10 protein-coding genes and 1 pseudogene are annotated in these 14,000 nt (G+C 61.4%); 8 read left to right on the forward strand and 3 right to left on the reverse strand.

Translation table 11 applies throughout. The features are described 5' to 3' along the window. Nucleotides 1-4: 4 nt before the first annotated feature. The 6 genes and pseudogenes from BPHY_RS31400 to BPHY_RS43465 form a co-directional block, all read left to right on the forward strand. A complete protein-coding gene (locus BPHY_RS31400) occupies nucleotides 5-484 on the forward strand; it encodes a membrane protein (protein ID WP_012405501.1) in 480 nt (159 codons plus the stop codon). Further along, nucleotides 471-1,508, forward strand: a complete 1,038-nt coding sequence (locus BPHY_RS31405) for a DUF2156 domain-containing protein (protein WP_012405502.1) — start codon at nucleotides 471-473, stop codon at nucleotides 1,506-1,508. Before BPHY_RS31400 ends, BPHY_RS31405 begins: the two co-directional genes overlap by 14 nt. A 107-nt stretch (nucleotides 1,509-1,615) precedes the next feature. After that, complete coding sequence (locus tag BPHY_RS31410; protein WP_157686874.1) at nucleotides 1,616-2,851, forward strand: NAD(P)/FAD-dependent oxidoreductase; 1,236 nt, start codon at nucleotides 1,616-1,618, stop codon at nucleotides 2,849-2,851. Beyond that, nucleotides 2,848-3,969, forward strand: coding sequence for an acyl-CoA dehydrogenase family protein (locus BPHY_RS31415; RefSeq protein WP_244257779.1), 1,122 nt, complete (start codon nucleotides 2,848-2,850; stop codon nucleotides 3,967-3,969). Before BPHY_RS31410 ends, BPHY_RS31415 begins: the two co-directional genes overlap by 4 nt. Before the next feature lie 74 nt (nucleotides 3,970-4,043). Next, nucleotides 4,044-4,421 (forward strand): hypothetical protein, encoded by a 378-nt coding sequence (locus BPHY_RS31420; RefSeq protein ID WP_012405505.1) that lies wholly within the window; start codon nucleotides 4,044-4,046, stop codon nucleotides 4,419-4,421. Between the two features lie 45 nt (nucleotides 4,422-4,466). Continuing rightward, nucleotides 4,467-4,589 (forward strand): annotated as a pseudogene (locus BPHY_RS43465) (LysR family transcriptional regulator); the annotation flags it as partial. A gap of 85 nt (nucleotides 4,590-4,674) precedes the next feature. Here the strand turns inward: BPHY_RS43465 and BPHY_RS31425 are convergent. After that, nucleotides 4,675-5,430, reverse strand: a complete 756-nt coding sequence (locus BPHY_RS31425) for an IclR family transcriptional regulator (protein ID WP_012405506.1) — start codon at nucleotides 5,428-5,430, stop codon at nucleotides 4,675-4,677. 23 nt (nucleotides 5,431-5,453) lie between these two features. On the opposite strand from BPHY_RS31425, the gene BPHY_RS42110 reads away from it, so the two are divergent. Continuing rightward, nucleotides 5,454-5,684, forward strand: a complete 231-nt coding sequence (locus BPHY_RS42110) for a hypothetical protein (RefSeq protein WP_157686875.1) — start codon at nucleotides 5,454-5,456, stop codon at nucleotides 5,682-5,684. A gap of 448 nt (nucleotides 5,685-6,132) precedes the next feature. Further along, nucleotides 6,133-8,919 carry a bifunctional YncE family protein/alkaline phosphatase family protein gene (locus BPHY_RS31430; protein ID WP_244257781.1) on the forward strand — a complete coding sequence of 929 codons (2,787 nt, stop codon included), beginning with the start codon at nucleotides 6,133-6,135 and terminating at the stop codon, nucleotides 8,917-8,919. 285 nt (nucleotides 8,920-9,204) lie between these two features. On the opposite strand, the gene BPHY_RS31435 is transcribed toward BPHY_RS31430, so the two are convergent. Further along, complete coding sequence (locus tag BPHY_RS31435) at nucleotides 9,205-11,805, reverse strand: 2-oxoglutarate dehydrogenase E1 component (protein WP_041765706.1); 2,601 nt, start codon at nucleotides 11,803-11,805, stop codon at nucleotides 9,205-9,207. Between the two features lie 276 nt (nucleotides 11,806-12,081). Continuing rightward, entirely contained in the window at nucleotides 12,082-13,731 is a 1,650-nt protein-coding gene (locus BPHY_RS31440; protein ID WP_012405509.1) for a methyl-accepting chemotaxis protein, read from the reverse strand. Nucleotides 13,732-14,000 lie beyond the last annotated feature (269 nt).

Below are 14,000 nucleotides of genomic sequence, written 5' to 3' on the forward strand. Positions count from 1 at the left end.
GGCGATGGATCAACGGAATCTCTTCGATACGCCAGCGACCTATCGGCTCCTGCGCCTCGAGAATCTAGCCGGGTTGCTTGTCGCGCTAGCCATGCTCGCAACGCACTACACACAGGTACGATGGTGGACATTCGTGCTGCTGTTCGCGTACATCGACGCGATCGGCTATCTGCCTGGCGCCATTGCGTACCGGCGCGCACATGGCAGGTCGATCAGCCAGGCGTACTACTTCCTCTACAACAGCACGCACAGCCTGCTATCCGGTCTTGCCGTCGCCGGTATCTGGGCAATCGTCGTGGGCCCCGAATGGGCGCTGCTCGCTATACCGATTCATCTGTTTGGCGACCGCTCGATCTTCGGCAATTTTCTGAAGCCATTTGGCGTGAGCTTCGAGCCCGTCGCGCACCCCGCGTTTTCGCGCTTCCAGTCGAGCTATGCCAGCCACGCAGTGGACGACGAGCGGAGCCGTGATGTACCTCTCTGAACGGCAGTTCGCCCCCACCGAAGATGTGCGCGACGACGCTCGCGGCGTACTGGGCCGTCATGCCCAGCATCCGTCGGCCTGGCTCGCGATGAATCGCGATACGCGACACTTCTTCGTTCCCGGCATCGACGGCATGCTCGCCTACCGGCCGGCTGGCGCGCGCCATCTCGCACTCGTCGCGGGCATTCACGCTCCCGTCGCGCAACGGGACGTACTCCTCGACCGCTTCCTGGAATGGGCAAAGACTCAGAACCGGCGTGTTTTCGCACTGCAAATGCTACGGGATGACGCTGAACGGTTCGCCGAACGAGGTTTCCTCGTCAATCAGATTGGTGCGTCCTATGGCATTACGCTGTCAACGTTCAAGCTCGCCGGCGGACCCTTCATCAAGCTACGTAACAAGATTTCGCGTGCGCGCCGCAGTGGCATCGAAATCGCGGAATTGAATCGCGATTGCGCACCGACGCCGGCACTGACACAGGCTCTGCTGGACATCGACAAGCAATGGCTCAAGGCCAAGCGTGCGAAGGAACTCCAGTTCCTGATCGGCGAAGTGGGGGACATTCGCGCGCTGGATCACAGCGTCAAGCGTCTGTTCGTTGCGATGCGTGAAGGGAAGCCTGTCGCTTACATCCTCTACACCGTGTCTTTCGGTCAATACGCCGGCTGGATGCACGACCTCACGCGCCGACTTCCCGATGCGCCAGCTGGCGTCATGGAGGCAATCAACGCGCACGCGATCGATACGTTCAAGGCCGAAGGAGCGCTGATGCTGAACTTCGGCTTTACACCGCTGACGTCGCTGGCGCGGGAGCACGAGTTGCCTCGTGCGAGTCATCCCGGCACCGCGTGGGTGTTCCGGAAGCTGGCCCAACATGGAAGCGCGATCTATCCGGCAGCGGACCAGCTTCAGTACAAGTTGAAATGGGCGCCGGATGTGCTGCTGCCCGAATACGTCGCCTTCGAGCGCGGCGCGACGGCTGGCAGCCTATGGCAATTCCTGCGTATGACGGGGGCTGTATGAGCGCGCGCTTCGCCACGGAAGGCCATGCGCTTTCGACGGTCTGGCTGCCGGAATCACTCGACGCGGAAATGGCTCCGCCCGCTTCCGACATGACTTGCGATGTCGCTGTGATCGGCGGAGGGCTGTCCGGGCTATCGACGGCCCTGCATTTAAAGCGGTTCGAGCCGAAGCTTGACGTCGCGCTGTTCGAAGCCGGACGAATCGGATACGGAGCGAGCGGCCTCAGTTCGGGACAGTGCGCGCCGCGCATTGGCCCCTCCATCGAACGTCAGGTGAAGACGCTCGGCGAAGACTTCGCGCGCACCGCGTACCTGTATTCAGTCGATGCGATGGAGTATGCGGGCAAGCTTGTGCGCGGGCTGGCCATCGATTGCGACTGTCGCCCAACGGGGCAATGGCAGGTTGCTCTGCGCGAGCGCGATGCGGGTGTGCTCGCGCGCCGCGCGGACGTGTATCGAGCGCTCGGGCTCGAGGTTCCGCTCGTGGCGACCGAAGAAGTGCGCCGACTCATGCCGGGCAGCGGTGCGATCGTGAACGCGCTCCGCTATCCCGCGCTGCAACTCAATCCCGGCCGGTTGTGCATCGCCATGAAGCGGGCCGCGCACGACCTTGGTGTGCGGATATTCGAACGCGCGCGAGTCACCCGCTTCGATATCGCGTCGGGGAAGCTGGACGTAGGCACTGCGAACGTAAGCGCGACCCGCAGTGTCGTCACCGTCGACGGGATGGCTGCCTCGCTGGGCATATTACGTCGCCACGTCCTGCCGATCGTCGTCCACGCCGCGGTGACCACGCCGCTCACACCCGCGCAGCGAGACGCCATCGGCTGGCGACCCGACTCGCCGGGATTGTTCGATGCCCGCCCGGCCTTCAACTTCATGCGACCGATGCCGGAAGGCAGCGTGCTGATCGGGGGCGAATACCGCTATGGACCCGGCATCGCCTCGACAGGCGGAGCTGACGCGACAGTCGCAGCACGTCTCGCGCGGCAGTTGCAGGCGTTCTTCCCTTCGCTTTCCGGGCTGCCAATTGCCCGGAGCTGGTACGGCACACCAGGTTGCACACTCAACGAATGGCCGATCGTCACGCCTTTGGACGACAGATCGCGCCACTGGCATCTGGGCGCATGGAACGGCCATGGCATCGCGCTATCGCTCGCGGCAGGACACGATCTGGCCGCGCACATGACAGGGCTGCGGCCCGAGCGGCCGTTGCCGTGGCGCTTGCCACGGCAGCCCGGGATTCCCGCGCCGTTGGCCCGCCTCGCAATCCCGCTTTACCTCGCGTACCTGCGGCACGCGAGTCGACTCACCCACCCAAAAGGAACTCTGAAATGTTCATGAAAGAATCACGAACAGTGCTCGAGCGATATGCAACGGGACTGGACGCGGAACTCGCCGAACGCGGGTTGATGGCTGCAGAAGCGATGCCTTCGGCAGAACTGAAAAAGCTGATCACGCGGTATCGATTACCGGGGCTTTGGGTCCCGGCGGAGTATGGCGGCACCGACATTTCGCCTTATGACATCGTCCGCGTTCAACGCGCGCTCGGAGCGCGTTGCCCATCACTCGCGCTGATGCTGACGATGCACAACTTCACGGTGGGGTTCTGCCGGCCGCTCGCACCACTCGTTCCATCGTTGAGCGCGATGATGCGCGCTGTGGCCACCGACCACTTGATCGTCGCGTCGGCGTTCGCGGAGGGCCGACGCGGTGCGGGCATTCTCGACTCCACGGTGTTCATGACTCCAGCGTCGGATGGTTATCTGATCAACGGCCGGAAGAAGCCGTGTACGCTGGCGAACACCGCTGACATCGTCACGGTGGGTGTCGCGCTGGAAATGCCGGACGGCACGAAACGCACCGGCATGGCCGTCGTGCCGGGCCATGCGGAAGGCCTGAAGCGCCACGCGTTCTGGCAAATACCGCTGCTCGCGGCAGCCGACAACCAGGAACTCGAGTTCGCCAACGTCAAGGTCTCCGCCGACCAGGTGCTGATCGCATCGGAGGATGACGCCGATGCCCTGTCGGTCATCGCGGCCGCGGAAGTCACGGGCGTGGCCTGGTTTGAGATCGTCGCTTCTGCGAGTTACCTTGGCGTCGCTAGCGCATTGGCGCAGCGGGTGTTGCTCGACGATCGCGTCGATGCAGTCGAGCGCGCGCGGCTCGGCACCGAGATTGAGTTCGCCCAGGCGGCGCTGGACGGTGCTGTGTATCTGATGCAGACCTGCGAGCCGGCGCAATCGCTGCTGTCGCGCGTGCTGATGGTGCGCTATGGCGTGCAGCAGATTATCGAACGCTGTGCGATGCATGCGGCCGAGCTAGGCGGAGGTCTCGCATTCATACGCGATACGGAGGCCTCGGCGCTGCTCGCTATGACGCGATGCCTGGCGTTCCATCCGATCAGCCGCAAGGCTGCCGAGCCGATGCTTGTCGATTGGTTGGCAGGCCGAATCGCCTGAGTGCGAGCGGTCGTCCGTACCGGCCAGGAACGGACGACCCGATCCGCAATCGCCCCTTCTACCGGACCCGAATAATGAAGCTACTGATTCAGTTCACGCTCGTGCTGACAGGCATCGTTCATCTGTTACCGCTGTCGGGCGCGATCAGCGCCCTGCAACTGAAGCGCCTGTATGGCGTCGAGGCCGACGAAATCAGTGTCGCCTTGCTGCTGCGCCATCGTGCCGTACTGTTCGGCCTCATCGGCGCGTTCTTCATCTACGCCGCCTTCGAGCCTGCATGGCAGCCAGTCGCATTCATCGCAGGGTTCGTGGCCGTGGGATCGTTCGTCTGTCTCGGCTGGTTCGCCAGAGGCGTCAATCCCCAGATTGCGCGTGTGGTGAAAATCGACGCGGCGCTGATCGTGGTGCTGGGGGCCGGCGCTATAGCGCTCATAGGGAATGTGCTGGCTTGAACGCGACGAGAAATTGCGCGTCCCAAGCCCGCATCGCTCGTCGAATACGCGTCGCTACCGTTACCAGGTGCGATGCAAGTCAACAGTGTGCAGACCTCTCATGCAGCCGGCCTCGCGGGCATTCGGTTGATCCAGGCGCGGTACTCAGCGCTGGCGGATCACATCGACCAAATAACGCCGCTCAATGGCCGCTTCCAAAATGCAACCGCCGTAGCCGCGAAGACGGGAGTATTACCCTCGCAGACATTGCTGCTTAAGTTGGCCAGCAAGGCATCAACCCGTGCTCCCGCTGCCGGTTTTCGCTTGCGCCGGCAATCGCGGGCGTTTGCGCGAGGCCCGCTATGCTCGCATCGTACCTTGAGCCCTTGCCGCCTAGCGCAACGGTCGCGCGTCGCGCGCTATCGAGCAAAGTTGCTAATGCGGTGTGTATGACCGCCGGTACATCGAACCGCCCTTTGGGTCCTGATAGCGTCAACGCGCCCTGCAATTCCCCGAACGAGTCGAACACGGGCACTGACGCCGATGCCGTTTCCGGGTCCCGCTCACCGAACGAGACGGCCCATAGCTGGTCTCGAATCTCCTGCCAGCGCGGATCCTGCGTCTCGGTGAACGCCAGCAACACTTTGCCGGAAGCGCCCTTATCGATTGCGAACTCCTCCCCGACGCGAATCGATACCCGAACGCTGCGGCTCGGTTCGACGCGATAAAGCACAAGGCGATGGTCGTCCTGCCGCACGTAGAAGCTTGCCGTTTCGCCAAGCTCGCGGCTCAGCTGCTGAAGCAAGGGCTCGATTACAGGTCCCACCTGGAAGGATCGTTGATAGAGCGTCGCAAGCCGTAACGGCTGGTGACCGATCGCATATTGCCCGTCGCTCACTTTTCGAATAAATCCGCCGTGTTCCAAAGCGCCGAGCAGGCGCAACACCGTACTTTTATAGAGCTCGGTCGCTTGAGGCTGGTTCAAGCAATTTTCCACCGAGGCCGGTTCATTCAAGTGACGGCTTCCCATCTTCGGTTTTTGACCGGTCGTCAATGCAGGCGCAGAATCTCGATGAGCTTGCCCGCGCGCACATGCGCGTCGAGGATGAAAGTGCCGCCCTGAATCATTCGGCGTGTCACAATGCGACGCCCGCTAAGATGTTCCACTTGCTGCGCATGCAGGCTTTTTCGCATGACCGTGTGCCGCCCACGTCGCATTTCACATTCGCCACTGCAGCTATTACCGATCTATCGATTTTTCGAACAACGCCGGTGCGTTTATAGCATCAATACATCAGCCATATGGGCTGGCTCCATGCAGCATTGTTCGCAATCACCCTCTGTTCGGTCTTACTCCATTCGCCAATATACAAAGCGAATAAAAAGCACACTCATCATTATTGCGAATACCGACAAGTAATAACGATCGACTTACAAATCGAGATTTATTCTCAATTTCCAAGCTCGTTAAGGTCATGGTGCTGACACGTATACACGATATATTTATCCGCGGAGACATGGCCGCATTCAGCCAAAGCACCTCGAAACCTAGATTCCGGTAATAGAAAAGTCTGTACTTCCATTCGGGGCAAGCATCTCAACCTTGATTGTCTTCTGGAGACAGGAAATGAAAATTCGCAGCTTGACTCGGTCTAATATCACATTAGGATTGCTTACTGGATCACTGATCGTCGCACCCATCCTCGAAGCAGTCTCAGCACCTCAGAGCAATATGGAACTACTGCCGACCGGTCAGTTTATCTCGCCGAAAGCGATTCCCGGCGCCGTGCAGCAAGTGTTGAATCCGCATCTTTCTGCGAAGCCTTCCCAGCTGGTCAGCGGCGCGATCAAGTCGCAACTCAGCCCGGACGGCAACACGCTGGCCGTGATCACGGCGGGCTACAACACGGTCTATACGGGTGCCAACAACAGCGCGCTCGATACGGCCGACTCGACCCAGTACATCTTCATCTACGACGTGTCGGGCGCGAACAGGGCCAACCCGAAACTCGTGCAAGCCATTCACCAGAACAACGCGTTCGATGGTCTCGCGTGGAACGGCAACCAGACCCTCTATGGCACGGGCGGCGCTGACGACAAAGTCTATGTGTACGGCCGCGCTTCGGCTGCGCCGTCGGCTCAATGGACGCAGACGGCAGCCGTCCCGCTGAATCACACGAAGGGCATCGGTTCGGGCGTCAAGCCCAACGCGGGCGGTCTGGCAGTGTCCGCAGACGGCCGCAGCGTGGTCGTCGCGAACAACTACAACGATTCGATCTCCATCATCGACACGACCTCCAACACGCTGCTGTCGGAATACGATCTTCGTCCGTTCAATACCTCGGGCCAGCAAGGCGTAGCGGGCGGCGAATATCCGTGGGCGGTATCGCTGAAGGCCGACGGCACCGCCTTCATCTCGTCGGTGCGCGACCGCGAAGTCGTGGTGCTGAATCTGGCGAATCCCGCCGCGCCGCAATTCGTCACGCGCATTCCCGTGCAGGGCAATGCCTACGGCATGAGCTTCTCGCCCGACCAATCGAAGCTCTATGTTGCCGTGTCGAACGCCGACCACGTCGCCGTCATCGATACGACTCGCCACACGGTCGAAAAGACGATCGACATCGCCAGCCAATCCGGCGACGGCGATGACCAGGGCAGCGGCAACAACAAGAAATACAGCGGCCGCGATACGGTCAACGTGACCGTTTCCCGCGACGGCAGAACGCTGTACGCCGTCAACAACGGCGACAACTCGATCGCCGTGATCTCGCTTCACGGAGAAGACGGCTACCGTGTCGAAGGCCTGATCCCGACGGCCTACGCACCGAAGGACATCACGCTGAGCGCCGACGGCTCGCAGATGTACATCATCAACGGCAAGTCGGCCACGGGCCCGAATCCGCTCTATACATCGGGCGCGTCGGCCCAGTATCAGTTCGGTCTCGAACAGAGCAGCCTTGTCAGCGCGCCGGTGCCGACGCGCGATGTCCTTCAGCGTCTGACCAGCCAGGTCGACGAGAACAATCACTATTCGGCGAGAGTGTCGGAAAGCGATCGCGAGACGATGAACTTCCTGCGTGCCCGCATCCGCCACGTGATCTACGTCGTCAAAGAAAACCGCACATACGACCAGATTCTCGGCGATCTCGGCAACGGCGCGAATGGCGATCCGTCGCTGACGATGTACGGCCGCGCCACCACGCCGAACTTCCATAACATCGCCGGCAACTTCGTCACGATCGACAACTTCACCGATCCGGGCGACGGTTCGATGGACGGCTGGTCGTGGGTGCAGCACGCGCACGTCACACCGACCGAGGAAGTCTCGCAGCAGGAAAACTATGCGGGCGTCAGCCGCGGCATGTCGTATGAATCCGAAGGCGCCAATCGCGGTCTGCCCGTCGGACTCGCCACTACCGCCATGCGCGACGCTGCGTCGAACGGCGCGTACAGCACCGTTACAGCGTCGCTGCCGGGCGGCACGGCCAACGCGCTGCCGGGTATCGCCGATGTGTCGGTGCCCGATGCGCCGTTCGGCTATCAGAAGGCCAGCATCTACGACGCGGTACTGCAAGCGGGTGGCTCCGTCCGCAACTATGGCGGCATGGTCACCAATGTCGGCACGATCGGCACAATCGCCAATCCGCTGATCAACCCGGCGGCCGCGAATATCGTCCAGGCTCACCCGCTCAAACCGTCGCTGGTCAATCTGACCGACCCTTACTATCGCGGCTTCGACCAGGCGTACCCGGACACTTTCCGCGAACTCGAATGGAACCGGGAATTCCAGCAGTACGTCGCGAACGGCCAGCTCCCGTCGTTCGAATTCGTTCGCATGGGCTCGGACCATACAGGCAGCTACGCGCAGAACGTCGGCCAGATGGGTTCGGCCGAGCAGGAAGAGGCGGATAACGACTTCGCTGTCGGCAAGCTGGTCGAAACCGTCGCGAAAAGCCCGTACGCGCGTGACACGCTCATTGTGGTCGTCGAAGACGATTCGCAGGCGGGCTCCGATCACGTCGACTCGCATCGCTCGACGGCTTACGTCGTCGGCGCGTACGTGAAGAAGCAGGCGATAGTCAGCACCGCATACAGCCAGGTCAACGCACTGCGTACCATGGAAGACATCCTCGGCACGCAGCACATCGACCTCAACACGGCGTATGCACGGCCGATGGCCGACGTGTTCGACACGCAGTCGAACGGCACCTGGAGCTACACGGCTGTCGCTTCGACGATCCTTAAAGGTACGAACGTCGGCAACGTGGCGAGCGGCCCCGACGGCAACAAGTTTGCCGAAGGCGACGACATTCATCCGCTGCATGACGCGACGTACTGGGCGAACGCGACGAAGGACTTCGACTTCTCCAGGGAAGACCGCATTCCGCCCGAGTTGTTCAACCGCGTGCTGTGGAAGGGCGTGATGGGCGACAAGCCGTATCCCGTGCCGCACTCGATCTATTCGAAGGTCGACGCGGACGGTTCCAGGACCGTTGCCGCGGCCGACGACGACGACTAAGCAGTTGGCTGCATGGTTGTCTCGCACACATCGGGCGAGCTTGCATCGTCCGATGTGTGCGCAATCCGCAAACGGCCGTCACGGCGGTCAGCCGGCTTCGATGTTCGGCTGCCCCACACTATTGCAGCCGCACGTGGTAAGCCGCCGAACGCACCGCCTGCTCGAACTCGGTTGACGCAAGGCAAAACATGCCAGCCGCCCGCGAACCGGTCGCCGTGAAAAACATATGTCCTACACACATAGGCTTTCGAGGCGACTCGCGTACGAGTTTTTTGCAGGCGACTGTCAACGCGACGGGCGTGATAACGCCGAAGCCACAATGCGGCACTGTTCTTTTTGATGCGCGCGTATCGACGCGTGCGCGCCCGATGCGGTCAGGGTCCGGCATACATCGCGCAACCGGCTGCCGCGCGGCAGCACCTGTTCGAGTGCCTCGCGCACGAAGCGCCATGCGCCCTGATTCCTGTCCTCCTCCTGGGCCCACACCACTTCCTCGAGCTTCTCGAACCCGCTCAATAAGGACGCCAGCGCGTCATGCGGAAACGGATAGAGCTGCTCGACGCGGACCAGTGCTGTGGATGTATCTCGCGATTCGTCGCGTGCCCTCTGCAGTTCGTAGAAGAGCTTTCCGCTGCAAAGAACGACCCGGGTCACGACGCGCGGATCCACGATGCCGGGGTCTGGCAGGATCGGGTTGAACGATCCGTCGATAAAATCGCTCAGAGGCGAATGCGACGCGCAATTGCCATGAAGCTGCGACTTCGGCGACATGACGACGAGCGGCTGCGCAGGCTCCGCCCTCGCCTGCTCGCGCAACAGGTGAAACCATTGCGCGGAGGTGGACGGCACAACGACACGCAGGTTGTCGCCGGCGCACAGCTGCAGAAAGCGCCCGAGATAACCGCTGGAATGTTCCGGGCCCACACCTTCATGACCATGCGGGAGAAGGACAGTCAAAGCGGACTGATAGCCCCATTTGTATTCGCCAGCCGCAATGTACTGATCGATGATGACCTGTGCGCCATTGACGAAATCGCCGAACTGCGCCTCCCAGACCGTTAGCCGCTTGTTCGTCTGCACGCTGTAGCCGTATTCGAAGCCGAGCGCGGCTTCTTCGGTGAGCGGTGAATTGACAATATCGAACGCACCCTGCCTGGCGGCGATATGCCTGAGCGGAACGTGCACGCTTTCGGCGGCGGTATGCGCATCCTGTGCGTGCCACACCGCATGCCGATGCATGAACGTGCCTCGACCCACGTCCATGCCGGACAGGCGAATGTCAAACTCCTCTTCCAGCAGGGACGCGTAAGCGATGTTCTCGGCAAAACACCAGTCCACAGCATGATCCGCGAAAGCGACCGTCGACTGCCATTTCTCAATCAGGCTGGCGACGAAATCATGCAGACGGAAGCCGCCGGGCACCCGCGTCATGGCCGCCGTCAAGGAGCGGATTCGCTCGAGCGAAAGAGGTCGGTTCGACCTGGCTGCACCCTTTCCTGATGCATCCGACACGTGCGCCGGTGCACGTCTTTTGACGGCATCTGCCTGCAGGACGCGAAGCGCATCCGCCCGCAGTTCGGCAAGTGGCACAGTGGCTCCCATCGCCGCGTGATAGCGCGCCGTCACCGTCGGATGGAGCGCGACAGACGCCTGTGCGCGCGGCTGGGTGATCGCCGGTATGTCGTGCTCCGAGTGGCCGAGACGGCGATAACCGATCAGATCGATCACAACGTCGGCTTCGTATCTCATCCGGTAATCGAACGCGATCCGTGCGGCGCGGATGACATCTTCCGGGTAGTCTGCGTTGACGTGAATGACAGGCGAGTCGATCATGCGTGCGATGTCGGTGCAATACGAGTTGTCATGCACACTCATCGGATTGGGCGTGGTGAAGCCAATCTGATTATTGACGATCACATGAATGGTGCCGCCCAGCGTATAGCCGCTCTTGCGCGTCATGTTCAGCGTCTCCATCACGATCCCCTGGCCGGCGAATGCGGCGTCGCCATGAACGACGACTGGCACGCACGCCGCGTCGAGGTGCTCGTCCTGCCATGCGCGCGCCATGCCGCTGACGACGGGATACACGCTTTGCAGATGCGAGGGGTTGTGTGCGAGCAGCAGCGCAATCTCGCCATGTGCCGTCCGCTTGAGCGCCGCGCCGCCCAGGTGATACGGCAGATCGGTTTGCATGGCAGCGATGTCGGATTCGTGGTCGAGACACGCGAGCATCTCCGCAACGGGGAAGTCCATCAGGTTGACGAGCGCGTTGAGACGTCCGCGATGGGGCATGCCCAGGAAGATCTGCTGAACGCCGTCGATGGCCGAACTCTCGATCAAAGCGTCAAGTAGCGGCACAAGGCTTTCGCACCCTTCCAGAGAGAAGCGCTTCGCATGTCCGTGGCGGGACGCTACGAGACGCTCCCACATTTCGACTGTCAGCAGGCGGCGCAGTAGTGCGTCGCGCTCTTGCGGCGTCGGCTGAGGGCAAACAAGTTCGGACTCCATCCGGTTGAATAGCCAGCGCCGGATCGAATCGTCGCGCACGCCGCTACAATCGAGCCCGAGCCCGCCGCAATAGACGCGTTTGAGTTGCTGGTCGAGCTCGCCGACCGTGAGCGCAAAAGGAAATCCCGCCTGATCGGCTGGACGCACCTCGGTTGGATCCAGCCCATAGAACTGCGGCGTGAGTTCGGGGGTCGCGACGCGCGGCGGGAGCGCGAGCGGATCAAGGTCCGCATTGCGGTAGCCGTCGCGTCGATGTGCGTCGATAAAGCGCTCGACCTGTAACGAAAGGATGGTCTGCGCACCAGCCGGCACCGGATGCGAAGAGGGGCTGGAAGAAGACTTCTGGACCGCAATCTGCTCGGAATAATCGTTGGACATGTTGTGTAGACGTGTGGAGAGAAACCGTTTATCGGAAATCGCCGTCCGTGTCTCTGTCGCCCCGAATCCACCCATTCAAACGTTTGCGAGGCAAGGGGCGCCGTCGAGCGGGCGGCGAGTCGGCCTGAAACGCGGCTGCGCACATCTGCAAGCGCGTTCCATCGTTTCTTTCATCGGGCCGGCTTGCCTTGCCGGCCCGTGTCTCCGTCCTTGGTGTTCGTACGATTCGGCGACACTGTTGCCAGTTGCCAGTTGCCAGTTGCCAGTTGCCAGTTGTCAGCTGGCACCGAGCAGCAGCGGCTGCGACGCAACGTTGGCCGTGCTCGGAGAGCCGCTTGCGCGTGCCATCGAGGGTTGAAACTGCAGATCGCGACCGCCGGCATCGTCCAGCGTGAACTCCGCGACCATGTCGGAGAGCTGTGCAGCCTGCTCATGCAGCGCCTGTGCTGCCGCTGCGCTCTCTTCAACCAGTGCAGCATTTTCCTGCGTGACCTGATCCATTTGCGTGACGGCGCGGTTGATCTGTTCGATGCCGTCGCTCTGCTCCCGGCTGGATGTACTCATCTCGCCGACAATCGCCGTCACGTGAGCGATGCTGCTGACGACTTCGCGAATGATCTGCCCGGCTTCCTCGACGATCTTGCTGCCGTCGTCGACATGGCTGACGGAGTCGTCGATGAGCGTCTTGATCTCTTTCGCGGCCACGGCGCTGCGCTGGGCGAGGCTGCGCACTTCCGACGCCACTACCGCGAAGCCCCTGCCATGTTCGCCGGCGCGTGCAGCTTCGACTGCAGCGTTCAGTGCGAGGATGTTGGTCTGGAATGCGATGCCTTCGATCACCCCGATAATGTCGACGATCTTGCGCGACGAAACGTTAATGGCACTCATCGTGTCCACCACACGGTTGACGGCCTGCCCCCCTTTTGCCGCAGTTTCGGAAGCGCTCAGGGCGACGCGGTTGGCCTCGAGCGCGTTATCCGTGTTCTGTTTGACGGTCGACGTGAGCTGCTCCATCGCGGCGGCCGTTTGCTCCAGTGCGCTCGCCTGCTGTTCCGTACGGCTCGACAGGTCCATGTTTCCGCTCGCGACTTCGCGAGACGCCCGCGTGATCGTTTCGGTGCCCGCACGTACGCGGACGACAATGTCGTGCAGATTCTCGATCATGTTCTTCAACGCATGCTGCAGCCGGCCGATTTCGTCGTTCGAGCCCGTTTCGAGACGCTGGGTCAGATCACCCTGTGCCACCGCCTCCGCAAGGTCCACGGCACGGTGGATCGGCCGCGTGATGCCTCGCGTAATGACAAAGCCCGTCGCCCCGGCCGCCAGGATCGCGCCGATGGACAGCAGGATCATCTGGACCCTGGCGTTGCCGCCCTCGTCGGCCGCTCGCGCGGCGTCGTTTTGCATCTGAGCCGCCTGGTAGTCGACCATCTTGTCGACCAGCACGTAGTACTCGTCCTGTTGACGCGCGAGGTCGCCGAGATAGAGATCGCGTGCATCCTGTTGCCGGTTCTCTTTTACGAGATCGAAGAACTTGCGGACACTGCCGCCGTAGACGGTGCGCGCCTGAAATTGCTCCTTGAACAACGCCTTCGCGTCGTCGCTATGCAGAAGCTTTTCCAGTCTCGCATAGGCGTCGGCGTTGGTTTTCCGGATGACGGCATAGTCGTCCATGTATTTTTTGGCCTGCGCTTCGGTACTGACCAGCAGCAGGTTGCTCAGGATGGCGTTGGCCCGGTAACCGTTGTTCTTGATCTGATTGCTCAAGGCAATCAACGCATAGCGTTCGCCGACAATTGTGTCCATCCTGGTGCTGCTGGACTTGAGATGCTCGATCCCAACGACCGTCGTGCCAATCATCAGCGCGACGATGAGCACGAATGCGGAGCTGAGACGAGCTCCAATCCTTAGGTTTGCAATCCACATCTGTTCATAACTCCTGCTCAGAGTTGGTAAGCGGCCGCACGCGGCATACTGAGTAATCCTCGGTCAGGCCGCAAAAGCAGCGACGCGCGATTCCCATGCGGCGGACAGCCAACGCTTTAGCGGTGAAACCGAACAGCCAGCGTCGACTACCTTTCCCGTCTGGATAAGACTTGAGCGAGTTAACGGCCATTTGTCTGAGGAATTAAGGGTTGACCCTGACATTCCACGTTTTCATGCGCGCGGAATGAAAGGCCCCGTAAGGTTCGACT

Source organism: Paraburkholderia phymatum STM815, from assembly GCF_000020045.1.
GTDB lineage: Bacteria > Pseudomonadota > Gammaproteobacteria > Burkholderiales > Burkholderiaceae > Paraburkholderia > Paraburkholderia phymatum.